Raw genomic sequence first — 24123 nt, 5'->3', positions numbered from 1 at the left:
TAGCCGACCTGATACGCAAAGGGGCGGTGACGGAATGGATGATTTGCTGGCGGATTTCGTCGCCGAAACCCGCGAAATGCTCGAGGCGAGCGGCGAGGAAATCGTCGCCTGGGAGGCCGACCCTTCCGACAAGGCCCGGCTCGACACGATTTTCCGCTTCGTCCACACCGTCAAGGGCAATTGCGGCTTCTTCGATTTCCCGCGCCTCGAGCGCTTGAGCCACGCCGCGGAGGACGCGCTGGCCGATTGCCGCGCCGGACGTCGCGAGCCCGATCGGGCGCTGGTCTCGGCCGTGCTCGCGATCATGGATCGCATCGGCCAGATGAACGACGCGATCGAGGCAGGCGAGGACTATCCCGCCGGCGGCGACGACGTTCTGATCGCGGCGCTGCAGCCCGGCCTCGGCGGGGATGACCCCGCAGAAGCACCCATCGCCGATGCCACGAGCACCGAGGAAGGAACGCACCGCTCGAGCCGAACGACAACCGTCCAGCGCTCGATCCGGCTTCCCGTCGACCTGCTCGACGAAGTGATGAAGGGCGTGTCCGACATGGTCCTGGCGCGCAACGATCTGGCGCGCCGCCTGCGCGAAGCCGGGGAACAGCCGACGCTCGATGGACCCTTCGAACGGCTTTCCGCCATCCTCGCCGATGTCCGCAACGCCACCACGCGGATGCGGATGCAGCGGCTCGAACATCTGTTCGGCTCGCTCCCGCGACTGGTGCGCGATCTCTCCAACGAACTCGGCAAACAGGTTTCGGTCGAATTCGAAGGCGGCGATGTCGAGCTCGACCGCGAGATGGTCGAAATGGTCCGCGACCCGCTCACCCACATCATCCGCAATGCGATCGATCACGGGATCGAACCGCCCGACCAGCGCCGCGTGGCGGACAAGGGCGAGACCGGACAGCTCAAATTCACTGCTCGGCAGTCCGGCAACCGCATATCGCTGGCGATCTCGGACGACGGTCGCGGGATCGATATTGCGCGGCTGGAGTCCAAGGCGATCGCGGCTGGCATCTATACGCGTGCCGAAGTCGCGCGGATGGACGAGCGCCAGAAGCGTCTGCTCATCTTTGAACCGGGTCTCTCCACCGCAGAGGCGGTAAGCTCGGTCTCGGGACGCGGGGTCGGCATGGATGTCGTGCGCGCCAATATCGAAAAGGTCGGAGGATCGATCGACGTTTTCAGCCAGCAGGGCGAAGGGACGACCTTCTATCTCCAGCTGCCGCTCACGCTGTCGATCATGCCCGCGCTGACGGTGGAATCCCAGGGGCGGCTCTACGCCCTGCCTCGATCCTATATCCAGGAAATCGTCTTTGCCAAATCGCGCGACGTCGAACTCGCGCAGGTCGGCGAGCGTCAGTTGCTCACCTTCCGTGACCGCAGGGTGCCATGCATCGCGCTACGGCATGTGCTGGCAGGGGATGAGGCAGAACCGGTCGATTGGCTGGATACGACGCTGGTCCTCATTCGGCTTGCCACCGACGAGGTTTTCGCTCTGGCGGTCGATCGGGTGCACGACCACGAGGATGTGGTGGTCAAGCCGATCCCGCCCGCGATCCTGGAAACCGGCATCTATGCCGGGACCACATTGCTCGACGATGGACGCCCGATGATGTTGCTCGACGTACCCAACATCGCACGCGATTGCGGATTGCTGGAGGATTTGCGCGCCATGCGGGAAACCGTGGAAGATGTCGCCAGCGTGGTAGCCGACAAGCCCAGCGTTCCGGTGATGCTGTTTACCGGGCTCGACCAGCGCCGACGCGCCGTGCGGCTGGACCTGGTGCAGCGGATCGACACCGTCGATAGGAACGCGATCGACATCGAGGGTGGGAGGGCACAGGTCGTCATCGACGACAGGCTCTTCGCTCTGGTGGGCCATAACGACGGCCCGCTGCCCGAGAGATGCTGTCGCCTGTTGCGCCTGTCCGATGGCGAGAGCGAAATCGCGCTGATCGTCGCCGATGTTCTCGATGCCGCAGAGATCGACGAGGACATGCACGCCCAAGGCAAGGACCCGCGTTATGCAGGTATCGCTCTGCTCGAAGGGCGACCGGTCCCGGTCGTCGATGTCCATCGCCTGTTCGCCGAGCATGGCAGCCCCGTTGCCAGCGAAAGTCCCGGTGCCAGCGAGAATGCCGCAACCCTCAAAGTGAGCGGCTTGTGACCCAGGCCCTGCTCATGTGTCTGATCGCCGAACGAAGGGTCGCCTTTCCAGCGGGGAACGTGCGCTCGGTAATCGAAATCGAGCGGATCACTCCGATTCCCCGCACCGCTCCGCACATTGCCGGCCTGACCGCGCTGCGCAGTCAGGCGCTGACGGTAATCGACTGCCGCGTGGCGCTCGGCTTCGAAAGCAGGGGGGATCCGGTAGGAAGTCGGGCGGCAGTGATCGATCACGAGGGTCATGCCTATGCCCTGGTCGTCGACGAGGCTTTCGATGTCGTCGACGCGCAGGGCGAGCCTGAGCGGGTCCCCGGCGGCTATGGCGAGGTGTGGGAAGAAGCGGCAGTCGGAATGGTCGAAACCGCGAGCGGACCAACCCTGCTGATCGCGATCGAAAAGCTCGTTGCCGGTCATCGGGCGCAGGCGGCTTAAGTGAATCGTTACCAGTCCCGCTTTAGGTGCGAAGGGCAAAAGAATCACGAGGGGCGCGAGCAATGAAGAAATGTCTGGTCGTCGATGACTCCCGGGTGATCCGCAAGGTTTCCCGACACATTCTGGAATCCCTCGGCTTCGCAGTAGACGAAGCGGAGAACGGCAAACTCGGCCTCGACAAATGCGAGGAAGCGATGCCCGATGTCGTCCTGCTGGATTGGAACATGCCGGTGATGACCGGGATAGAATTCATCACCCAGCTGCGTCAGCGCGAAGGCGGCGACAAGCCCAAAGTCGTCTTCTGCACCACCGAAAACGACGTTGCCCATATCCGCGAGGCGATCAGCGCCGGCGCGGACGAATATGTAATGAAGCCGTTCGATCACGAAACCCTGCAGATCAAGCTCCAGCTCGTCGGCATGGTCTGAGAAGGACCACTTCCATGGCCGCCGTCCTCCGCCCCGAACGCTATCCTCCGACAGTGGCCCCGCAATCGCGTTCGACGCATGCGGACAAGATCCGGGTGATGATCGTCGACGATTCGTTGACCGTGCGGACGGTGTTTTCGCGGATGATCGATCGCGAGCACGACCTTGCCGTCGTCGCCGATGCAGACACCGCCGAAAAGGCGCTGCTCGCTTTGCGCACTACCGAAGTCGACGTGATCCTGCTCGATCTCGAGATGCCCGGCATGGGCGGGATCGAGGCATTGCCCAAAATCCTCCAGCGTGCTGCAGAAGCGCAGGTGCTGGTCGTGTCATCGCTGACGCAGGACGGCGCGGAACACACGCTTACCGCACTGTCGATGGGCGCTGCCGACACCATGCTCAAGCCCCGCCCCGGCGGATTCAACGACGAATATCGCGACGCGCTGCTTGCCAAGGTTCGCGCTCTGGGCGGCCAGGCGCAGCTAACCGAAGGCGACTTGCCCCCCGCGGCAACCGCCCTCCCCCTTCGCCGCCGCACGAAAGTGCCTCGGGTCGTCGCAATCGGCGCGTCGACCGGCGGGATCCACGCGCTCAACCTGTTCATGCGGCGGCTGCCGCGTGACTTCGACCTTCCCATCCTCATCACCCAACACCTGCCCGAGAGCTTCATGCCGGTGTTTGCCCGCCAAGTTGAAGTTGCCGCCGGACGTCGAACCGTTCTCGCCGATGAAGGAACCAGCATCGAGCGCGGAGGCATCGTGATCGCGCCGGGCTACGGGCATATGGTGGTCCGCCGGGCTCACCCTGGCATGATATCGGACACCGGTGTGGTAACCGGTCTGGCACGCTATCGCGCCACGAGCGGCTGCATGCCGTCGGTCGATCCGATGTTCGAAAGCCTGGCCGAATGCTTCGACGGTCATGTCGCGGCGGTCCTGCTTTCGGGAATGGGCCGCGATGGTACCGAGGGGGCAGGCGCGGTTGCGCGGGCCGGCGGTGCCGTGTTCGCGCAGGACGAGGCAAGCTGCGCCGTGTGGGGCATGCCGCGCGGCGTAACCGAAAGCGGGATCGCCACTGCGGTTCTGCCGCCCGAACAGCTGGCCGACGCCGTTGTCTCAGCGGCGGGTCTGGTGGCCAACGGGACGTCGGCGTGGCCCTGAACGACGCGTCCCATCGTATCGTCGCCGACCTTCTTTGTGCGCGGACTGGCCAGCAACTGACAGACAACCGTTTGTGGCGGGTCTCATCGGCGTTGGCCGGACTGTTTCGCGAACGCGGCATCTCCAATCTCGACCAGCTGGTCTGCATACTCGGCGATGGAGACCAGGCCGAGCTTGCGACCCAGGTGGTCGAAGCGCTGCTCAACAACGAAACCTACTTCTTCCGCGACCATGCCTATTTTTCGATCCTGGCCGACACCGTCCTGCCCGATATCGCCAGCAAGCGCGCTTCGAGTAAGCGGATTCGCATCTGGTCGGCGGGTTGTTCGACCGGACAGGAAGTGCTGTCGCTTGCCATGCTGTTCGCCGGGCAACCTCAGCGCTGGGCCGGCTGGAACATCGAGATCCTCGGAACCGATATTTCCACCAAGGCGCTCGCTGTCGCCAATTCAGGGCTCTATTCCCAATTCGAGATCCAGCGTGGGATCAGCATCGGGCAGATGCTGCAATTCTTCAGCGAAACCCCGGAGGGCTGGCAGGCCAACGACACGATCCGCGCGATGGCGCGGTTCAAGCAGGCCAGCGTCCTCGATGCGCCGCCGCATCCGGGCAATTTCGACCTCGTGCTGTGCCGCAACGTGTTGCTCTATTTCGATCCGCCGACCCGTCGTTCCGTCTTCGAACGCCTGTCGCAGGCAACTGCGGCGGATGGCTGGCTGATGCTGGGAGCGGGCGAAACCGTGATCGGGCAGACCGGCTTCTTCGTTCCCGCCCCTTGCGGGGCCACGCTCTACCACCCGGTCGGAGCCAGCCAGCGGGCCGTTCGGGAGAGATCGGTCGAGCCGGCGCTTGCCGGCTGACCGCACGAGCGGTTCGATCTCACGATGTCGTTTCGTAAAGAAGGTAAACCTGCGCTTTACCCATTCTTAGCACCTGACCGCCTAGAACCAATCCGGCAGCGTCGGTTCGACTTCTGTTGGGGGCTAGTGTGACACATATGACGGGCAAGGGAGGGTTCTCTCCGCAGGTCATGGTTCTTGCCCCGCTCGCGATCCTGTCTTCCGTGTTCGCTCTCCTCCTGCTGGCCTATGTCGCGAACCGCTCGGGCATGCTGGTTTCTCCGCCCCAATTCGTTGCTATCGCGGTCGCTGCCTATGCTGCCGTGGTCGCCGCTCTGCTGTGGTACGGGCTTCGGCATTCCCGCCGCCTCGAAGTAACCAGCCTCACCGATGCCTTGACGGGCTTGCCCAATCGCGGGGCCCTGCATCTCGACTACGCCCGGATTTCCCGCCACGAGCAGGAACTGGCCGTCGCGCTGCTCGATCTCGATGGGTTCATGCTCGTCAATGATCACTACGGACATGCAATCGGCGATCGCACCATCCGCGTATTGGCCGACATTATCTCCGGGATTTGCCAGGGAGAGGCGCGGATCTACCGGCTGGGGGGTGACGAATTCGCCGTCCTCAAATCCGGGCCCGTCGCTGCGACGCTGCTCGAAGGACTGTGTCGCAGGATCGTCGAGCGGCTCGCCAAGCCCGTCCGAGTGGACGAACGCCGCCTGACGCTCGGCGCCAGCATTGGTCTTGCCAGAACGACAGATGCGCACCGGCTCGGTTCCCCCGAACTGCTCCGTCAGGCGGACGTGGCCATGTATGCCTCGAAACGCGGTGGGAAAGCGCGGTGCACCTGGTTCAGCCCCGAATTCGACGCCAGCCGTGAGAAAACGCGCGAAATGGACGAGGAATTGCGTTCCGCGCTCGCGAATGGCGAATTCACGCTCCATTATCAGCCGCTGATCGATTGCAATTCGAGCAAGGTTGTTGCGGTTGAGGCGCTGATCCGCTGGCCGCGCCAGGACGGGACATTCACCGCCCCCGAGACATTCATTCCGGCCGCAGAAGAATCGGGCCTCATCAATCCGATCGGCCTATTCGTCCTGCGCCGCGCCTGCCTCGATGCACTCGAGTGGAACGGTATCACGCTCTCGGTGAATCTCTCTGCCGCGCAGTTGCGCAATCCCGAATTCCCGATCCAGCTCGGCCATATTCTCGAGGAGACCGGTTTCGCTCCCGAAAGGCTCGAGCTTGAAATCACCGAGACCTGCCTGGTGCTCGACCCGGTTGTGGCCGAGCGCAGCCTCTCGGTTATCCGCAATTTCGGCGTCAGCATCGTCCTCGACGATTTCGGGACCGGATACGCGTCGATCGGCTTCCTGCGCCAGTTCCGCTTCGAAAAGCTCAAGATCGACCGCAGCCTGGTGTCGCAGGCAGGTCAGGACGACGGCAGTCGGGCCATGATGCTTTCGAGCATCACAGTAGCGCGCGCCATGAAAATGAGGGTCACCGCCGAAGGCGTGGAGACCGAGGAACAAGCACAGATGGTTCGCGCTGCGGGCTGCGACCAGATCCAGGGCTGGCTCTATTTCAGGGCAATGCCCGCCGGCGAAATCCCGCAATATCTCGACAGACCGATCGATATCGCTGCCACGACTGTAACGGCAGCGGTAGAGAACATGGAAGGCAAGATAGCATGAGTGCGCTACAGGATTTGTCGAAAGAGCTCGTCGCCCAAGGCGAGATTTCCGAACGAGCAGTCGCCGGCACCGATACCGCTCGACCCGACACTATGGAAGGTGAGCCAGCGCACAGCGAGGCCGCGCCCAAGGGGGTCGGCGCGCTCTTTCAGAACATGTCCATTGCTGGCAAGCTACGGGTCTTGTCCTCGGCGAATATGGCGGCGGTCTTTGTCATCTTGTTCGCCACGGCCATCGCAAGCCTGATCGCGCTCGATATGCGGGACGCCCGGCTGGCAGTATCGGAAACCCAGGTCGCTGCGGCCAATCTGACCAAAAATATCGAGCAAGCGCGCCTCCACAGCCAGCGCTACGCCATTACCGGTGACCCCGCGGATCTCGTGACCGCACGTGAAGCGCTGAATGCCACCGACGGCCGCGTAGACACAATCCGCGAGACTGCCGCCGAGTACTCTCCGGATGCAATCTCTGACATCGACTATCTGAGCGAGCAACTGGAGGGGTATGATCGAGAGCTGCAGGCACTGAGATCGTCCTATGCGCGATACGGCTCGGGCGAACGCACCCAGACCATCGCCGACGCCATTTTCCTGAGCGGCGTCAGCTTTGCCGAACAGGCCGAAGCCATCGGTGGACAGCTGGCCGATCAGGGTCAGGCCATCGATGACAGCTCGGCGCAGGCAATCGTCTGGATCTTCGCGGTTCTGGGTCTGATCAGCGTACTGATGGTCGGGGTGATCTTTTTCAGCTCGCGATATCTGACGCGGGATCTCTCGGATATTCTCGTCGAACTGACCTCAGCCGCCGAAAAGCTGGCCAGCGGCGACAAGGCCATTTCCATTCCCGGGCGTGATCGGAAGGATGAGATCGGGGGACTGGCCAACGCCATGCACATCTTCCTGCGGGTTGCCTGGCGTTTCGAAAAGCTCATTTCCGAGAAGGCGGTACGCGCCGAGCGCGAACTGGAAGAACGCGCCGCCCTGGAGCAGGAGCGGGAAGATGTCCGCCTGCAAAAGGAACGCACTCTCCTCGAACTGGCGCAGAATTTCGAAACCACCGTGGGCAATGTGGTCGGCAGCGTCGCCGCTGCGGCCACGCAATTGCAGGCAACCGCCGGTTCGATGGCCAGCGTCGCCGACCAGTCGAGCCACCAGAGCACTCAGGTGGCAAAATCCATGGAGCAGGCCAGCGCCGGGGTGACCGCCGCGGCGGCGGCCTCCGACGAGTTTGCGATGTCGATCGGCGAAATCAGCCGTCAGGCTGCCAGTTCGGCTTCGCTCGCCCGCAAGGCCACCGAGGCCGCTGGTGACGCCGATGAAACGATTTCCGCGCTCTCCGCATCGGCCGATCAGGTCGGCAAGATCGTCGAACTGATCCAGTCGATCGCCAAGCGGACCAATCTACTCGCGCTCAACGCCTCGATCGAGGCGGCACGCGGCGGCGAGGCGGGTCGCGGCTTCGCGGTGGTGGCGAGCGAGGTCAAGGAACTGGCCAACCAGACCAGCCGCGCGACCGAGGAAGTTGCCGAGCAGATCCGCACAATGCAGAACTCGACCGGTGCCAGCGTCAACGCGCTGCGCTCGATCGGCGAGCACATCAAACAGCTCGAAACGACCGCAGTCTCGATCGCCAGTGCGGTCGATCAGCAATCGGTCGCGGGCCAGGATCTGGCGCGGAGCATCGATCTTGCCGCGCAAGCGTCCGGAGAGGTATCTTCGAATATCGACCAGGTACGTGAAAGCAGCCTCGTCACCGGAGCGGCGGCCAGCCAGGTGCTCAACTCATCGACCGAGCTGGAGGGCCAGGCCAGCGCTCTTCGGCAGCAGGTCGGCTCGTTCCTCGCGAAGGTACGGGCGGAAGCCTGACTTCCGCCCGCAGCGCTCAAGCGTTCATTCCCACCAGTGCGGCAGACGGCGGGCATCGCCCGTCCCGACCTCGTTCATGGTCCGCGCATCGTAAAGCCGACCTCCGAGCATCACCCGTTCGATATCGTCGGAATTGCGGATATCCTGAGCCGGATCGGCCGTCAGGATCACGAGATCGGCCAGCTTGCCCGGCTCGATGCTGCCGATATCGCGGTCCATTCCCAGCGAACGCGCGGATTCAATCGTCCCGGCGCGCAGCGCCTGAACCGGGCTCATCCCGCCACGCACAAAGCTCCACAGCTCCCAATGCGCCGCGACCCCGGCCTGCTGGCCATGCGCGCCGATGCTGACCTTGACCCCGCGTTCGGCTAGCTTCTTCGCCTCGCGCGCCGAATTGTCATCGACATAGGCCCATTCGGGCGCCTTGGTGCGACGTGCGGTTTGCGCCAGCAACATCCGCGGCGGAGTGTGCACCAACAAGGGGTTGTCGAACACATCGGTGGACTGCCGCCAGTAGGGATCGCCCGCGAGGCCGCCGTAGGTGACAGTCAGCGTCGGCGTGTAGTTGGTCTGGCTCTGGCCGAATAACTGCAGCACATCCTCGTAGATCACATCGACAGGAATGTTGTGTTCGAGCGTGGAATTCCCGTCAGCGATCAGGTTGATGTCCATCCCGAACAATGATCCGCCCTCGGCGACCACCAGCATGTTCTCCGCCCGTGCAGCCGCTACCACCTGCTGACGCTGTTCGCGGCGGGGCTGGTTGTAATTCTTGACCGAAATGCCGCCCTGCGCCTTGATCCGGCGGACATGCGCGAGCGCATCATCATAGCTGTCGATCCGCGCATAGACGCTCGGCGCCTTGGCCCCATAAATGATCTCGCCGGTCGAGAAGATGCGCGGCGCCAGCAATGTGCCGGCCCGCTGACGCTCTGCGGCCGCGAAGATCGAACTGGCGCTGGAAGAAGGATCGTGGAGCGTGGTTACGCCCATTGCCAGTTCCTGGACTGCCGACCAGTTCTGCTGCGGCACCAGGTCGCCGGTCCCTTGCGGCCCGTGGGCATGCGCATCGACGAGGCCGGGCATGATGGTCTTGCCGCTCGCGTCGATTACCGTGGCGCCCTCAGGCACCTGCGTGCTGGCAGATGGGCCGACCGCGACGATCCGGTCGCCGCGGATAACCACGGTGCCGTTTTCGATCGCTCCCGCTCCGTCGTCGGCCATGGTGAGGATCCGGGCATTGGTCAGCGCATAGGTCCCGGTCGGCTTGTCGGCCCGCACGGTACGAATGAGCGAGATGCCGGTCTGGGGCTGCGAGAATGCGGGTGCATCTTCGCCCGCGGGCGCGGTGCGGAACATCGCCGCCGTGCTCGCACGATAGAGCGTCGGCCCCATCGACCAGTAGAGCGTATCGCCATTGTTCGCCCAGCCGATATAGCTCGCACCGCCCTCGCTCGCGCGGACAACGGGCAGGGAACTGGCCTTTTCGCCGACGGTAACCGCCTGGCCACCTGGCAGCAGCGGCATGGCGAAAACCTCGTAATTCTGACGGAAGGCGACATATTCGCCATCCGGCGCAACGCGGTAATCATTGGCCAGTTCGCCTTCCGCATGCACCCGGACCGCCTCGCCGTTGAGATCGGCCGAAAGCAATTGCAGCTTGCCCTCCGAATTGCCGAGCATGAAGATGCGGTCGTTGTCGGCGCCGAATTGCGGCACGCGGTTGCCGCGCGAGACCAGCTTGGGCGCGCCGCCCGAAACCGGCACGGTGTAGACCCCGGCGTTCTCCGAATATTCGGGCGAAGTCAGATAGCCGCCGGCGCGCTTCTCGAACACCAACGAGCGACCATCGGGCGAGAATTGCGGGACCGCATAATGCCCCGGCATGGTGGTGACGGTGCGCGCGTTGCGTCCGTTGGCGTCTGCGACCACCAGTTCGCCCAGGCCCTCGTCGGTCCAGCGCACGAATGCAATCCGCGCGCCGTCGCGCGACCAAGCCGGCCACAGCTCGAGCGCATCGCCAGAACCGGTCAGCCGCTGCGCGGTGCCGCCGGCGGCGTTCTGGACATAAAGCTGGCCAAGACTCTCGAAGACGATCCGACGTCCATCGGGCGAGAGGCTGGCGAATTTCGGAATCTTGCTCTCGAAACTGTCGGGTGCGACCGGGATCACCGGATGCGGAGCATCGGCCACGCTGCGCGTGTCGTCGACCTGGAAGGGGATCACGCGCGCTGCGCCGCCATCCATACCGATCCGGTTGAGCTTGCCGCCCGCCCAGAACACAATCTCGCGGCTGTCCGGGGTCCAGTCCATCAGCGGATAGACGCCGTAAACCGCCCAGGTCTCCTGCATGTCGAGATCGAGCGAATCGTAGATCATCCGTTCGAGGCCGGTCGCCAGATCCTTGATCCACAATTGCGACTGATCCTTGTCGCGCCGGACAAAGGAGAGGTATTTGCCATCGGGTGAAGGCTGGGGCCGCACCGCGCCACCATAACCCGACACCGCAGTGGTCACTTCACCGGTGGCGATATCGAACCGTTCGATCTCGAACAGGCTCTGGGTGGAATCCTGAGCATATTCGAACACTGCCCCGGGCGACACGTTGCGGGTGTAGAAGATCGATGCGCCATCGGCGGAGTAAACCGGTTCGCCAAGTTCCTTCTGCGCAGTTTCATTCGCCCGCTCGACCAGCGCGACGCCGCCGCCGCCGGAGACGTGATAGATCCAGATTTCGCCCGTCCCGGCAGACCGCTGGGTGGTGAAGTGCTTCTTGGCCGCGATATAACGCCCGTCGGGGCTCCAGGTCGGCTGGTTGAGCAGGCGGAAGTCTTCCTTGGTGATCTGGCGCTTGTCCGAACCATTCGCGTTCATGACCCAGATGTTGTCAGCTCCGCCGCGGTCGGAGGTGAAGGCAATCCGCTGCCCGTCGGGCGAAAAGCGCGGCTGAATTTCCCAGGCGAGACCATCGGCGATGCGCGTCGGCGTGCCGCCTGCGATCGGCATGGTATAGATGTCGCCCAGCAGCGAGAAGGCCAGCGTGCCCCCGTCGGGCGACACATCGACATCCATCCAGGTGCCTTCGTCGGTGCGGATCGGCACTTCGCGCAGTGTCGCACCGCGCGGTGCGGTAATATCCCACGACGCCTCTGCCACATCGGTGACCGGCTGGGCCACCGCCGGAGCGGCCTCGACCGCCTCGCCGGTGCCTTCGTCGGGCAGCGCCTCGTCGGCCTGCGAGGCATCGACTTCCTGCTCCTCGACCGGATTGGGCGATGGCGGAGGCGCGGCGGATTGCGCGGCGGCAGCCTGCGCGATGAACAGCGAGGCGAGGACGGATGCGACAGTGAATTTCATGGATTGGCTCTCCCGGATTTGCGCCGGTTTAGGCGCACGTCCGCAAGAGTCAAAGCTGCTGAGAAGTTGTATCCATCCCGACGGTGCGAGAGCTCCCGGTCCCCCCGCCCTATTTTGCCAATGTGAGCGAAATCCGGCGGTTGCGTGGATCGCTGGGATCGGCGCGGATCAGCGGCTCGGTGTCGGCGACGCCCTCGATCCGGCGAAAGCGTTCCATGGCGATTCCGTGTTGCATCAGCATCTGACGCGTCGCCTCGGCACGGCCGGCCGAGAGCGACCAATTGTTGACGCGCCTGGGATCGCGCCACCGCAGCGCATCGGTATGGCCGCGAACAGTGATTTTGCTGGGTTCAGGATCGATCGAGGTGGAGATGATCTGAAGAAGATCACGCGCGTCAGAAGTCAGCGCGGTGGTACCGAGCGAGAACATCGAGAAATCGGCATCGTCGACCAGATCGATGCGAATCCCCTCCGTGGTGTCGACCATCCGTACCTGACGCATCAAGCGCCGCAGCCGTTCCTCCTGCGCGATCCGCTCTTCCACCCGTTGCTCGATCCGCTTGATCATCGCCGCACCTTCGCGCGGCCCTCCCGTCGCGTCGCGCGGTATGGTCAGGGTCTTGGTGCCCGTTTGTCCCGCAGCATGGGGATAGTTCTCGACATCGGTCAGCGACGAGCCGCCCAGCAGGCCATAGGCGCCCGCGCTCTGTTCCTTGGTCTTGACCAGCGTCGGAGTGAAATAGTCGGCGAGGCCCTTGCGCTGGTCTTCGGTGGTGGCGCCCAGCAGCCACAGCAGCAGGAAGAACGCCATCATCGCAGTGACGAAATCGGCATATGCCACTTTCCACGCACCACCATGGTGCCCCGCCGCGACGATGGTCACCTTCTTGACGATGATGGGTGTGGGATCGTTGCGCCCCGCCTTGGTAGCCATGTCAGCGCCCTCGCAAGGCGTCGAGCAATTCGGTCAGACCGGGCCGCACCGCATGGCCGAGACCCGACCTGGCCGATTCGACGACCAGTGGTTGGGGATGGCCATAGAGCGAGGCGATGATGACCTGCTTGACCGCGTGGAAGATCATCTCATCCTGTTCGAGCACCTGTTTCAGCCGGCCCGCAAGCGGTCCCACTATGCCATAGGCCAGCAGCACGCCAAGAAAGGTTCCGACCAGCGCCGCGCCGATCATCTTGCCCAGAACCTCGGGCGGCTCGTTGATCGAGCCCATCGTCTTGACCACGCCGAGCACCGCGGCGACGATGCCCAGGGCGGGTAGAGCGTCGGCGAGCGATTCCAGCGCGTGCTGCGGCTCGTGCAGTTCGTGGAAATGCGTCTTCATTGCATTGTCCATGACCTCTTCGACCGCATGGGTTTCGAGCGTGCCCGAGGACACCACCAGCAGCGTCAGCGTATCGCTGATCAGGGCGATCAGCGGCTTGTTGTTGAGCAGGCCGGGATAGGCGCCGAAAATGGTCGAATCGGCGGGGTTTTCGAGATGGCTCTCGAGCGCAACCGGCCCATCGTTCTTGAGGGTCTTCATCAACTGCGTGGTCAGCGCGATCGCGTCGACGTGATCCTGCTTGGTGTGTTTGGGTCCCTTGAAAATCTTTCCGAAGGCCCTGCCGATCGCCTTCAATCCGTCCATTGAATTGCCTGCGACCATCGCCCCGATCGCAGCGCCGCCGATGATCAGCATCTCGAACGGCATCGCCGCCATGACCGGGCCGAGCGCACCGCCGCTGAGCGTGAACCCGCCAAAAACCATAACGAGCAGAACGATTATTCCGATGGCCGCCAACATTGAACTAATACTCCAGCTGATTGCGCGGTCAGCGCAACATCGAAAAGAGGGACAGATTGGCGAGACGGACGAAACTCGATTGGGTCGCTTCCAAAACGGTAAGCGTTTCCTGCAGTCGACTCATGGTGACGGCGATATCCGCTCCGCCCACGTCGGCGCGCTCTCCAGCGAGGCGCTCGGCATTATTGTCGCGGCGCTCGGTCATGAGATCGACCCAGTTGAGCCGCGCGCCGACCACGGTCTGCGCCGTCGTAATCTTGGCCAGCCCCGCATCGAGCGATGCCAGCGCATCCGAGCTCGCCTGCGTGGCAGTGCCGCCACCGACCGTCAGCGCGGCGGCCAGATTACCGAGCACGCTGAACATGTCGGTCGGCCCACCCGCGGCCTCGAATTCAAAGACTTCAGGGCCGGTCAGCCCCGGAACGACGGACTGGCCCTCGCCGATCTCAAGCGAGTCCACCGCCGCAGTCCCGACAAATTGTGCGGTCACGCCATCGTCGACATAGGCTGCGCCGGTCGCCTGACCGCCGAGCAGGGCATGGCCGGCAATGTTGCGGCTGTTCGCCAACAGGATCAAATTATCGCGCAGCCCCTTCATTTCGATTCCGATGGCAGCGCGCTGGTCGTCGCTCAGCGTCGGTGCGGCTCCCCGCACCGCCAGTTCGCGCGCGCGGATCACCAGATCGGCAATCGAACCAAGGGACTGGTCGGCGAGCGACAAATCCGCTTCCGCCAGTTGCGAGTTGCGGGTGTCGACCGCAGCCATGCGTTCGCTGCGCGCCAGCATCCGGAGCCGTGCCGCGGCGACGGGATCGTCGGAAGAGCGCTCGATCCGGTTGCCCGTGCCGATCTGCTGCTGCAACGTTTCCGCGCGCGAGCGCAACACGCCGATTTGCTGCGTGCTGCGTTCGAAGAAGGCACCCGTGCTCAGATTGATCATCGCCCGATCCCCAGAAGAGTATCGAAAATATCGCTCGCCACCTGCATGGCGCGGCCAGAAGCCTGGAAGGCCTGCTGGAAGCGAATGAGGTTGGTGGCTTCGGTGTCGAGATTGACGCTCGATTGCTGTTCGAGCGAGATGCGCGCCGAAGAGGCTATCGTCTCGAGCGCGCTTTGCGTCACGTTGCGCCCGGCCACCGTGCTCGAGACATCGAACAACAGGCTGCTGAGCTGTTGCGCCGGATTCCCGGTCGCAAGCGCTTGGCGCAAATTGGCCAGGTTCTGTGTATCGCGGCTGCCCGCACCTGCCCCTGCCGGTGCAGTGGCGATGCCCTGTCCACTTGCCAGAACCACTCTGAGCGTAGCCGCGGTGGTCCCTGCGAACAGCGGTTGTCCGGGCGATCCGTCGCTGCCGACACCCGCCGCCTGCGCGGCATTGACCGTATTGGCCAGACCGTTCGCCAGCGTATCGAGCCGGGCGCGCGTCGCGGCGAGCGTTCCGAGCGCGAGCGTGGCACCCGCCAGTCTGCCCGACCCCGGATTGGTCGGCTGACCATCGACCGCGAAGCTCAGGGTTCCGTCGGGGCCTGGCGTGGATGAGAGCACGCCCGAAGCGCCGCCTTGCACGAAGCTGCGCGCTGGCGCCGAGCCCAGCGAGACCGCTACGGTCCCGTCGCTGGCAAAAGACGTGGTGACCGCGCTGAACCCGGCCAGCCGCTCGAGCATCTGGTCGCGCTGATCCAGCAGTGCGGCACGGTCGCTGCTGCCGCTGCCGGCGCGGGTCAGGCGCAGGTTTACCCGGGCGAGCTCGCCGCCGATGATATTGGCTTCGGTGACCTTCGCATCGGCGTCGAAACGCAGACCGTCACCGACAGAATCGAGACCGGCCGCAGTGATTTCGAACTTGCTGGCCATGGTCTCCGCTTCGGCAAGCACTGCCGCGCGGCGCGAGGGATCGGAAGAATCGCCGGCAAGCTGCTGCAGCGAAGCCTCGAACTCGACGATCGAGGTAAAAATGCCCGATTGCTCGATCGCGCTCTCGATGTTGCTCAGGCCCGACAGCTCGGTGTTGGCGCGCTGGAGATCGCCATTGGTCCGACGCACCTCGCTCTGGAGGAACGGGTCCGCATTGCGGTTGATTTCGGCGATCCGCGCACCCGATAGCGAAATGTCGCCATTGCGCCCCGCCCCGCCCGAGGCGGAGACCTCCTCGATCCGCAGGCTGCGCCGGACATAGCCATCGCTCGAGGCATTGGCGATATTCTGCGCGGTAACGTCGAGCGCCCCGCGCGCCGCCCGTGCGCCGCTGGCGGCGATCGAGAGCATGTCCGAAGCCATCAGTCGTTACCCTGCGGCAGGAAGCGCTCGAGCTGCTGCTCGATCGCTGCGGCAAAGCCGAACTGGCCCGATTGCGCGGTGATTTCCGCGAACCGCGCGTCGCGCATCTCGTGGAAGGTCTTGTCGCTCTCGCCGCCGAACAGATCATTCCCGCCGAAGTCGACATTGCGCGCGCTGGCCAGCATCTGGCGCAGCAGGATCGCCTCGAACTGCTGCGCAGTTTCGCGCAGCTCGGTGCGGGCCGGATCGGCTTCGCTCTGGGCCTTGACCGGCGAATGAACCGCCTGCGGGCCACTGATATGGATAGCCGGGACCGTCATATGATCTCCAGTTCCGCGTTGAGCGAGCCCGCCTGCTTGAGCGCCTCGAGGATGGCGACGAGATCCGCCGGGCTGGCGCCCAGTGCGTTGAGCGCATCGACCACCTCGGCGAGCGACGCCGCCGGTCCGACTTGCGTCACGACGTTATCGGTCTGGGTGGCGGTGATCGTGGTATCCTGTTCGACCGCGGTGCGACCATTGGCGAAAGGTTCTGGCTGGACCACGAGCGGATCCTCGTCGATCCGCACGACCAGGCTGCCATGGCTAATCGCCGCCGGAGCCAGGCGGACCGCGCTGGAGATCACGATGGTACCCGTGCGGCTGTTGACCACCACCTTGGCCGCGCGCTCGGCCGGCTGGATATCGAGCATCTCGATCCGCGCCATGATCTCGGCGCGCGAATTGGCGCCCGGCGGCAGGAACAGCGCGAGAGTCACGCCGTCCTCGATCTGCGCCATGCCCGGGAACACCCCGTTGATGGCGTCGCGGACGCGCGAGACGGTCAGGAAATCGGCTTGATAGAGGTTCCAGCGCAGGACCTCAGAGAAATCGAAATTGCTCGCCACGGCCTGTTCGACGGTCGCGCCATCAGCGATGCGGCCAACGGTGGGCACGTTGACGGTCAGCTTGGACCCGTCCCTGCCCGAAACGCCGAGGCCGCCCACGGCCAGATTACCCTGCGCCATGGCGTAGATCTGGCCGTCTGCGCCATAAAGCGGGGTCAGCACCAGCGCGCCGCCGCGCAGCGACTTGGCCTTGCCCATGGTCGAGACGGTAACCGGAATGCGCTGACCCGGCTTGGCGAAGGCGGGCAGCTCGGCAGTGATTATGACCGCCGCCGCGTTCTTGAGCGCCGGATTGACGCCCGGCGCCAGTTGCAGCCCCAACCGTCCGGAAACACCGCGCATGGCCTGCGTCAGATAGGCGAAATTGTCATCGCCCGAGCCATCGAGGCCTACGACGATGCCGTAGCCGGTGAGCTGGTTGGTGCGGACCGAATGAAACTGGCCGAGATCGCGGACGCGCTCGGCTGCGGCCGGAACCGGCAGTAGCGCAAGCAGCGCGGCGAAGAGAAGAGCAAGGCGGCGGATCATGATGGGCATTCCCTGTTAGAAAGGCGAAATCGCGCCGAAGAAGCGCGACAGCCAGCCTTCGCGGCTGGCGCGCTGAACAGAACCCGCTCCGGAATACGAGAAGCGCGCATCGGCCACCCGGATCGAAAGGATCCGGTTGTCCTGATCGATATCGGAAAGCCGGATGATGCCCGCGAGCTGGACCCATTCCTCGCCCTGGCTCAGCTCCATGAGTTTTTCCCCGCGTATCAGCGCCGTGCCATTGGAACGGACCTCGGCGATAGTGACGGTGAGATCGGCCCGGATCGAACTCGCCTGCGATGCATTGCCCGAACCATTGAACGACCCGCCGCCCGAGGCATTAAGATCGGCATCGTCGATTCCCACGAAGCGTGGCAGCGACAATCCGATGTTTCCTTCGCGATCGGTCGAGCCGGCGGTCGATTTGGTGGTCTGCGTCCGCTCGACGAGCACCACCGTGACGAGGTCACCGACCTGCGAGGCGCGATTGCCGTTATAGAGCGGCGCATAGCCCTGGTTGACGCGGAAGATCGCGCCATCGGCCGGCTGCGCCTGCTGGGCGACCGGCGGCGGGGGCAGCGCGGCAGCGAAGCCTTCCGGCCTTGCCCCGCCTGCCCCGCAGGCGCCGGACATCAGCGCAAGCGGTAGGACGAGTGCGAAAGATTTCATAGCGCTCATCCTCACAGCGTCTGGTTGGCGTTGCGCAGCATTTCGTCGACGGCCGAGACCATCTTCGAGCTGATTTCATAAGCGCGCTGCGTTTCGATCATCGAGACAAGTTCCTCGACGATGTTGACGTTGGAGGATTCCAGCATTCCCTGGCGGATATTGCCGCGGCCGTTCTCGCCCCCCGCGCCCAGTTCGCCCGCCCCGCTCGCTGCGGTCTCGACCAGGAAGTTGTCGCCGATTGCCTGCAGGCCGGAAGGGTTGGTGAAGCGCGCGACCTGGATCTGGCCAAGCTCCGCCGGTTCGGCCTCGCCCGCCAGCGTCGCCGACACCGTGCCGTCGGGGGCGACTGCAACCGCGGTTGCGCCTTCGGGGATGGTGATGGCCGGCTGCACCGCGAAGCCCTGCTGGGTGACCAGCTGCCCTTCGGCCGAGACGGTGAAATTGCCCGCGCGGGTGTAAGCGGTTCGACCACCGGGCATCTCGATCTGGAAATAGCCATCGGCATCGAGCGCGAGATCGAAGGCATTGCTGGTTGTCGCGAGCGCGCCCTGGGTCATGATCTGGCTGGTCGACTGGACCGCCACGCCGGTGCCCAGGTTGAGCCCGGTGGCGTAGGCCGTCTCGCCCGAGGAGCGCTGTCCTGCGACGCGCGTATCCTGATAGGCGAGCGTCGCGAAATTGGCGCGGTCGCGCTTGAAGCCGGTCGTACCGACGTTGGCGAGATTGTTCGCGATGACCCGCATCCGCGCGTCCTGCGCCTCGAGTCCGGTCCGTGCGACCTGGAGAGCTGAAGTGGGCATGTGCTGGATCCCTTTCGTGGATTAGCCGAGGCGCATCAGTTGCGCGCCGCTTTCGTCGATTTCGCGGGCCGTCGCGATCATCTTGCTGCGCATCGCGAACAGGCGCTGCGCATCGATCATTTCGACCAGAACTTCGGTGGTACTGACGTTGGACTGTTCGAGCCCGCCGACCCGGACCGTTGCGGTCTCGTCGAGCGGCAGGATGCCGCCGCCCTCGACCCGAAACAGCCCGTCGAGGCCCTTCTGGATCGGCGAACCCTGCCACCCGGCCAGCTTGATCCGACCGATTTCGGCGGGCGGCTGGTCGGGCACGGCAGGATCGGAGATGGTGATCGTACCATCGGGTGAAATCGCCGGAATGCCGGTGGGAGGAACGGTGATCGGGCCGTTGTCGCCCATCACCGGGCGTCCATCGCCATTCACCAGCAGCCCCGTCGCAGAGATCGAGAGATCCCCCCGGCGCGTGTAGGCTTCGGTGCCGTCTTCTGCCTGAACCGCCATTAGCGCGTCGGTTTCGATCGCGATATCGAGCGAACGCCCGGTCTCGATGATCTCGCCCGCCTTCATATCCGCACCGCGCACCCGGGCGGTCTGCATCGAACGGGCCTCGTTGGGGAGACCCTCGATGGTGACCGAGCGCGCATCGACCAGTTCGGCACGAAACCCGAGCGTGTTGGCGTTTGCCATATTGCTCGCGATAACGCGCTGGCTGTCCATCGACGCCCGCATGCCCGAAAGCGCAGTGTGGATGAGGCGGTCCATTGCGATCAGCTCCGCAGGTTGATGACGGTTTGCGAAATCTGGGTTGCGGTATCGATCGCCTTGGCGTTCGCCTGGAAGTTACGCTGGGCTGTGATCAGCCCGACGAGCTCCTCGGCGATGTCGACATTCGAGCGCTCGAGCGCGCCCGAAAGCAGCGAACCATATTGGCCGGTGCCCGGCGAGCCATAGCTCGCCACACCAGACAGGCCGGTGCTTTCCCAATTGGACGAGCCGACGCGCTTGAGACCGGTCGGAGCGATGAAGCCGGCGACCGCGACGCTGCCGATCGCCTCGACCGAGCCATCGGCATAGGAGACGTTGACGGCACCCTCGGTGGAAACGGTGACCCCGGCAAACTCCGCGCCCGCGGCATTGGCCGCAGGAATGACCGCATCGATCAGCGCGTTCGAGGTGACGGTGCCATTGGCATCGGTCGGGAACAGTTGCAGGCGGTTGCCCTTGCTGTCGGCGATATGCCCGCTGCCGGTGATCGAGAAGGATCCCGAGCGCGTATAGAGCGTGGCGCCGTCGCCCGAGGAACGGGTGGTGAAAAAGCCGTCGCCGGTCAGCGCAAGGTCGAGCGCCGAACCGGTCTGTTCCACCGGGCCGAGCGCAAAGTTCTGATTGATCGCCTCGACCGAGGAACCGATCCCCTGGATCATCCGCGGATTGGTCAGCGCCGAACCGGCGACGAGCTCGGAGAATTCCGCGCGGCTGCGCTTGAAGCCGTAGGTTTCCGAGTTGGCGATGTTGTGCGAGATCACGCCGAGCGATGTCTGCGCGTTCTTCATGCCGTTGAGCGAAGTATAGAAGGACATCAATTTTCTCCGTTGCGAAGGTCGTTGGCGGATTGGGTCGAGACGATCAGCTGATCGAGCTTCTCGGCGATCCGTTCGAGCATGGAATTGGTCTCGGCAGTGCCGGCGAGCGAGGAGAACTGCGCCATCTGCGCGAGCATCTCTTTGTTATCGACCGGGTCCATCGGATCCTGCTGCTGCATCTGGACGGTGAGCAGGCGGAGGAAATCCCCCTGTCCCAGCTGGTCCATGCCGCGACCGGCGACCGGCGCATTGGAGGCGGCCGGCTGGTTGGTGACTGGTGTGATCATTTCATCCTCATCGTTTCGAGCATCAGTTGCTTGGCGGTCGAGAGCGCCTCGACCATGTTGCGATACTGGCGCGAGGCTTCGAGCATCTCGACCATCTCGGCGTTCTCATCGATCGGCGCTTCCCAGACATCGCCATTCTCGTCGGCGAGCGGGTGGCCCGGATCGTGCCGGCGGATCGGGGCGACATCCTCGCGCACGACGCCATCGACACGCACCGAGGACAGCCCGCTGGCGCGATCGAGTTCCTGCGCGAAGACGGTGCGCATGGGGCGGTAGGCTGCCTCCTCGCTGCCCGCGACCGAACCGGCATTGGCTAGGTTCGACGCTGCCGTATTCATCCGTACGAGCTGCGCGGACATGGCGCGGTGACCCACTTCGAAAAGGGATGTTGGTCCCGCCATGGTCAATCGCCCCTGATCGCGCGGGTCAGGGTCTCGACCCGTCCGCGCAAAAAGCCGAGCGTTGCCGAATAGGCGACTGCGTTCTCGGCGAAGGCAGCCTGCTCGGTCGACATCTCGACGGTGTTGCCATCGAGACTGGCCATGGTGGGGATGCGATAGCTGGCGGCGGAACCGGCCGCGCGTTCGCTGTCGACTCCCCCCAGCCGCGCCTGGAGCGCCGCAGCGAAATCGATGTCGCGCGCCTTGTAATTGGGCGTCGCGGCGTTCGCGATATTCGAGCTGAGCACGCCCATGCGCTGCGATCTGATCTCCAGCGCTGCACCGTGAATGCCGAACAAACCTTCGCTCATGAGAGCCTCCGCAAAAATTACGGAAACGTGATAGCAAGGGGCGTGCCAAACTGTGCGGACCCGGATGAAACCGCAGATTGCGGCAAACTGCGGCAAGCTTCTGCCGGAGGGCGGCAAAGTTCTTCCCCGGGGTAAAGCCCGCCTCCGACCGGTCGTTCTGCAATGCGAGGAGTAGCCGTACCAATGCTGCAAAACTGGATCGATCCCGTCGCGATCGCCATCGTCTTCATGGGAACCGTGGCGGCAACGCTGCTGCGCTGCGGCTTTGCCGATATGCGCGTTGCGCTCGCAGCGGTTCGCGGCATGTTCGGCCCCGCCTTCGATGCAGCCAAGGCAAAGGCCGAGCTGTCCAAACAAATCCGCGAGATCGCCGACGACGGCTTCGTCCGTGCCGAACCGCATCATTTCGGCGATGTCGAATTCGACCGCATCACCGATATCATGATCGGCCAGCGCTCGATCCAATCCATCCACGGCGCGCATCAAAGCTACAAGCAACGGCGGCTCGATACTGCGCAACGCGCCGCGCGGACCTTCGAAAGCGCGGCCGAGCTCGCCCCGGTGCTGGGCCTCGCGGGCACCCTGTTCGCGCTGGGTCAGGCTCCGGGCGCCACGCCTGGGGGTGATGGCCTGGTCGACGCGATCGCCATGGCGGTGGTGACCACGCTCTACGGGCTGGTGGCCGCCAATTTCCTGTTCGCCCCCATTGCCGCCGCCATCTCCCGGCGCTCGCGGCAGGAAGAGCGTGACCGCGACGAAGTGCTCGAATGGCTCGCCGAAGGCGTGCGCAAGACCGGCAGCACTTCGCCGGTCGACAGCCCTGCGCAGGTGGCCGCATGATCGTGCGTCTCGGCTCGGGCTGGCAGACCGTCACCGCGGATCTCGCGCTGATCCTGTTCCTCATCACCGCACAGGCCACCCGCGGCACCCCTCCTGCAGATCCGCCGCCCTCCGAGCGCGCTGCGACGGTAACGACGGATGGCAGCGGCGCCGGACTGGCGATCTATCGCCCCGGGCCCGGAACGGATCTCGGAGAATGGCTCGAGATGACGCTGACCGACGAGCGACAGGGCGCAACCGTGCTCCTGCGCTACCCCGCCGGCGGACGCGAAGACGCGTTCCACGCCGGCTCCGACCTGCTCGAAGAAATCGAGAACCGAGGTTTGACGGCCCGCCTTGTCCTCGAACCAGGCATCCTCGAACCAGGCACCCGAGCCGAGAGCATGGTGCTCATCGGCTACGAGGGCGATCCGGACGATGGCGCACTCCTTGCTGGCACACTCCTTGCTGAGAGACAGTAAACCTCTCACGACCAAGGAAACGCCATGCGCCAGTTTGTTGCTCTCGGATTGATCGGCTCCGCCCTGTTCGCCACGGCGGCTGTCGCAGCCCCCACCGATCTCGACATGATCGACCGCGCGGTGGTCGATTTCACCGGTTCGCAGATCGGCCAGCCGGGCGGCGCCAGACTGCCGGTCGATCGCCGTCTCAGGCTTTCGCCCTGCCGCACTCCGCTCGATCTGACCTGGTTCGGGCGCGACCAGCGCTCGGTCCAGGTCGCCTGCCCGACTGCGGGCTGGAAGATCTATGTCGCGGTCGATGGCGGTCCTGTGGGCAGCGCACGCGGGGCATCCGCTCCTGCCGAAACACTGGTCCGCCGCGGAGAGAACGTCAGCATTCTCGTGCGTGGCAAGGGGTTCACCCTGACCCGCCAGGGCGAAGCGGCGGAAGACGGCGCGCAAGGCGAATGGATCCAGGTGCGCGCCGATGGCAAGCGCAGCGAAACCCTGCGCGCGATGGTGATCCGACCGGGCCAGGTCGGCATCCAATTGCCCTAAGCGGCAAAATTTGTTGCCGGGCCGTTAAATCCGCGCAGCATCCGCCGTTCTACATATCGACCAGATAGTGGAGCGAAACGATGCGTATTGTCGGATTGCCGGAAATTGCAGGAGCGGTGCAGCGCGCGAGCGCATCCGTTGCGCCTGCGCAGCGGATCTCCGCTTCGCAAAAAGCCGCCTCCGAGACGCGCGAATCCGAAGCTCCGGTTGCCACCGCGCGGGTCACCGCAGGCGAGCACCCTGTCGATCACGATCGCGTCGCCGAGATCCGCAAGGCTCTCGCGGACGACCGCTATCCCCTCATCCCCACCGAAATCGCCGATGCGATCATCGCCGCCGGCCTCTACGGGACGATCAGCAAATGACCCTGACCTCCAGCCCGCTCGCCACCTTGCGGCAAATGGTTGCCCTTCTCGAAGGCGAACGGCAGGCGCTTGCCGCTCTCGACCTCGACGGGATCGTCCGATCCACCTCGGGCAAACTCGATCTGTGCGCCAAGCTCGAAGCGGTCGAGCGCGAGCAGCTCGACGAGGAATGCCTTGGCGCGCTCGACGCGGTCCGGCGGCTCAACGAGATCAACCGCCGCCTGCGCAACCTCATCGCCTCCAACGTCCAGAATCGCCTTGGTACGCTGACCAACACCAGCGATTCCTACACCGCGCTGCCGCGCCGCAGCGGAGGCGTGGCACTTGCCTGACGCCTGAACGGGTTCGGCCAGACCAAGGGGTTTGGCACGGACCTTGCTGAACATCCGG

Annotated in this window: 26 protein-coding genes; 12 read left to right on the top strand and 14 right to left on the bottom strand. The window is 64.4% G+C overall.

Going from position 1 to position 24123, the window contains the following annotated elements:
- Positions 1-34: 34 nt before the first annotated feature.
- The 7 genes from A9995_RS09970 to A9995_RS17375 all read left to right on the top strand — a co-directional run bounded on the left by A9995_RS09970 (position 35) and on the right by A9995_RS17375 (position 8593).
- Positions 35-2173, top strand: coding sequence for a chemotaxis protein CheA (locus tag A9995_RS09970; protein WP_067612302.1), 2139 nt, complete (start codon positions 35-37; stop codon positions 2171-2173).
- On the top strand, positions 2170-2604 hold the full coding sequence (locus tag A9995_RS09965; protein WP_067612300.1) for a chemotaxis protein CheW: 435 nt from the start codon (positions 2170-2172) through the stop codon (positions 2602-2604). The genes A9995_RS09970 and A9995_RS09965 overlap by 4 nt, the downstream gene beginning before the upstream one ends.
- Before the next feature lie 62 nt (positions 2605-2666).
- Positions 2667-3032 carry a PleD family two-component system response regulator gene (locus A9995_RS09960; protein ID WP_067612296.1) on the top strand — a complete coding sequence of 122 codons (366 nt, stop codon included), beginning with the start codon at positions 2667-2669 and terminating at the stop codon, positions 3030-3032.
- Positions 3033-3046: 14 nt separating this feature from the next.
- A complete protein-coding gene (gene cheB, locus A9995_RS09955) occupies positions 3047-4192 on the top strand; it encodes a chemotaxis-specific protein-glutamate methyltransferase CheB (RefSeq protein WP_233998162.1) in 1146 nt (381 codons plus the stop codon).
- Entirely contained in the window at positions 4183-5052 is an 870-nt protein-coding gene (locus A9995_RS09950) for a protein-glutamate O-methyltransferase CheR (protein ID WP_082992622.1), read from the top strand. Before cheB ends, A9995_RS09950 begins: the two co-directional genes overlap by 10 nt.
- A 137-nt stretch (positions 5053-5189) precedes the next feature.
- The gene (locus tag A9995_RS09945; protein WP_233998161.1) at positions 5190-6728 is read left to right on the top strand and encodes a bifunctional diguanylate cyclase/phosphodiesterase; all 1539 of its coding nucleotides are present in this window, start codon (positions 5190-5192) and stop codon (positions 6726-6728) included.
- Positions 6725-8593, top strand: a complete 1869-nt coding sequence (locus tag A9995_RS17375) for a methyl-accepting chemotaxis protein (protein WP_233998160.1) — start codon at positions 6725-6727, stop codon at positions 8591-8593. Before A9995_RS09945 ends, A9995_RS17375 begins: the two co-directional genes overlap by 4 nt.
- Positions 8594-8617: 24 nt before the next feature.
- On the opposite strand, the gene A9995_RS09935 is transcribed toward A9995_RS17375, so the two are convergent.
- From A9995_RS09935 to flgB, 14 genes are all read right to left on the bottom strand, one after another.
- The gene (locus A9995_RS09935; RefSeq protein ID WP_067612289.1) at positions 8618-11950 is read right to left on the bottom strand and encodes an amidohydrolase family protein; all 3333 of its coding nucleotides are present in this window, start codon (positions 11948-11950) and stop codon (positions 8618-8620) included.
- Positions 11951-12059: 109 nt separating this feature from the next.
- A complete protein-coding gene (locus A9995_RS09930; protein ID WP_067612286.1) occupies positions 12060-12884 on the bottom strand; it encodes a flagellar motor protein MotB in 825 nt (274 codons plus the stop codon).
- 1 nt (position 12885) lies between these two features.
- Positions 12886-13749 carry a flagellar motor stator protein MotA gene (motA, locus tag A9995_RS09925; protein WP_067612283.1) on the bottom strand — a complete coding sequence of 288 codons (864 nt, stop codon included), beginning with the start codon at positions 13747-13749 and terminating at the stop codon, positions 12886-12888.
- A gap of 28 nt (positions 13750-13777) precedes the next feature.
- Positions 13778-14689 (bottom strand): flagellar biosynthesis protein FlgL, encoded by a 912-nt coding sequence (locus A9995_RS09920; protein WP_067612279.1) that lies wholly within the window; start codon positions 14687-14689, stop codon positions 13778-13780.
- Positions 14686-16026, bottom strand: coding sequence for a flagellar hook-associated protein FlgK (gene flgK, locus A9995_RS09915; protein WP_067612277.1), 1341 nt, complete (start codon positions 16024-16026; stop codon positions 14686-14688). Before flgK ends, A9995_RS09920 begins: the two co-directional genes overlap by 4 nt.
- Positions 16026-16346 carry a rod-binding protein gene (locus A9995_RS09910; protein WP_082992621.1) on the bottom strand — a complete coding sequence of 107 codons (321 nt, stop codon included), beginning with the start codon at positions 16344-16346 and terminating at the stop codon, positions 16026-16028. Before A9995_RS09910 ends, flgK begins: the two co-directional genes overlap by 1 nt.
- Entirely contained in the window at positions 16343-17449 is a 1107-nt protein-coding gene (locus A9995_RS09905; protein ID WP_369815832.1) for a flagellar basal body P-ring protein FlgI, read from the bottom strand. Before A9995_RS09905 ends, A9995_RS09910 begins: the two co-directional genes overlap by 4 nt.
- 6 nt (positions 17450-17455) lie before the next feature.
- Positions 17456-18109: a flagellar basal body L-ring protein FlgH gene (locus A9995_RS09900; RefSeq protein ID WP_082992641.1), complete on the bottom strand. Its 654-nt coding sequence runs from the start codon at positions 18107-18109 to the stop codon at positions 17456-17458.
- Positions 18110-18120: 11 nt separating this feature from the next.
- Positions 18121-18909: a flagellar basal-body rod protein FlgG gene (gene flgG, locus A9995_RS09895; protein ID WP_067612271.1), complete on the bottom strand. Its 789-nt coding sequence runs from the start codon at positions 18907-18909 to the stop codon at positions 18121-18123.
- Positions 18910-18930: 21 nt separating this feature from the next.
- Positions 18931-19671, bottom strand: coding sequence for a flagellar basal body rod protein FlgF (locus A9995_RS09890; protein ID WP_067612269.1), 741 nt, complete (start codon positions 19669-19671; stop codon positions 18931-18933).
- Positions 19672-19676: 5 nt separating this feature from the next.
- Complete coding sequence (locus tag A9995_RS09885) at positions 19677-20489, bottom strand: flagellar hook-basal body protein (protein ID WP_067612266.1); 813 nt, start codon at positions 20487-20489, stop codon at positions 19677-19679.
- On the bottom strand, positions 20489-20779 hold the full coding sequence (locus A9995_RS09880; RefSeq protein WP_067612262.1) for a flagellar hook assembly protein FlgD: 291 nt from the start codon (positions 20777-20779) through the stop codon (positions 20489-20491). Before A9995_RS09880 ends, A9995_RS09885 begins: the two co-directional genes overlap by 1 nt.
- Positions 20776-21180, bottom strand: a complete 405-nt coding sequence (gene flgC, locus A9995_RS09875; RefSeq protein WP_067612260.1) for a flagellar basal body rod protein FlgC — start codon at positions 21178-21180, stop codon at positions 20776-20778. The genes A9995_RS09880 and flgC overlap by 4 nt, the downstream gene beginning before the upstream one ends.
- 2 nt (positions 21181-21182) lie before the next feature.
- Positions 21183-21530 carry a flagellar basal body rod protein FlgB gene (flgB, locus tag A9995_RS09870; RefSeq protein ID WP_067612257.1) on the bottom strand — a complete coding sequence of 116 codons (348 nt, stop codon included), beginning with the start codon at positions 21528-21530 and terminating at the stop codon, positions 21183-21185.
- Positions 21531-21713: 183 nt separating this feature from the next.
- Here flgB and A9995_RS09865 point away from each other — a divergent pair, with 183 nt between their 5' ends.
- From A9995_RS09865 to A9995_RS09845, 5 genes are all read left to right on the top strand, one after another.
- Positions 21714-22370: a MotA/TolQ/ExbB proton channel family protein gene (locus A9995_RS09865; protein ID WP_067612254.1), complete on the top strand. Its 657-nt coding sequence runs from the start codon at positions 21714-21716 to the stop codon at positions 22368-22370.
- Positions 22367-22831 (top strand): hypothetical protein, encoded by a 465-nt coding sequence (locus A9995_RS09860; protein WP_067612251.1) that lies wholly within the window; start codon positions 22367-22369, stop codon positions 22829-22831. Before A9995_RS09865 ends, A9995_RS09860 begins: the two co-directional genes overlap by 4 nt.
- Before the next feature lie 24 nt (positions 22832-22855).
- Entirely contained in the window at positions 22856-23368 is a 513-nt protein-coding gene (locus A9995_RS09855) for a flagella basal body P-ring formation protein FlgA (protein ID WP_067612248.1), read from the top strand.
- 80 nt (positions 23369-23448) lie between these two features.
- Positions 23449-23733 carry a flagellar biosynthesis anti-sigma factor FlgM gene (locus A9995_RS09850; protein WP_067612246.1) on the top strand — a complete coding sequence of 95 codons (285 nt, stop codon included), beginning with the start codon at positions 23449-23451 and terminating at the stop codon, positions 23731-23733.
- Entirely contained in the window at positions 23730-24065 is a 336-nt protein-coding gene (locus tag A9995_RS09845; RefSeq protein WP_233998159.1) for a hypothetical protein, read from the top strand. Before A9995_RS09850 ends, A9995_RS09845 begins: the two co-directional genes overlap by 4 nt.
- The last annotated feature ends 58 nt before the right edge of the window (positions 24066-24123 follow it).

This window comes from Erythrobacter sp. QSSC1-22B (assembly GCF_001678665.1).
Taxonomy (GTDB): Bacteria; Pseudomonadota; Alphaproteobacteria; order Sphingomonadales; family Sphingomonadaceae; genus Qipengyuania.
This window is presented reverse-complemented; position numbering and strand designations above follow the sequence as displayed.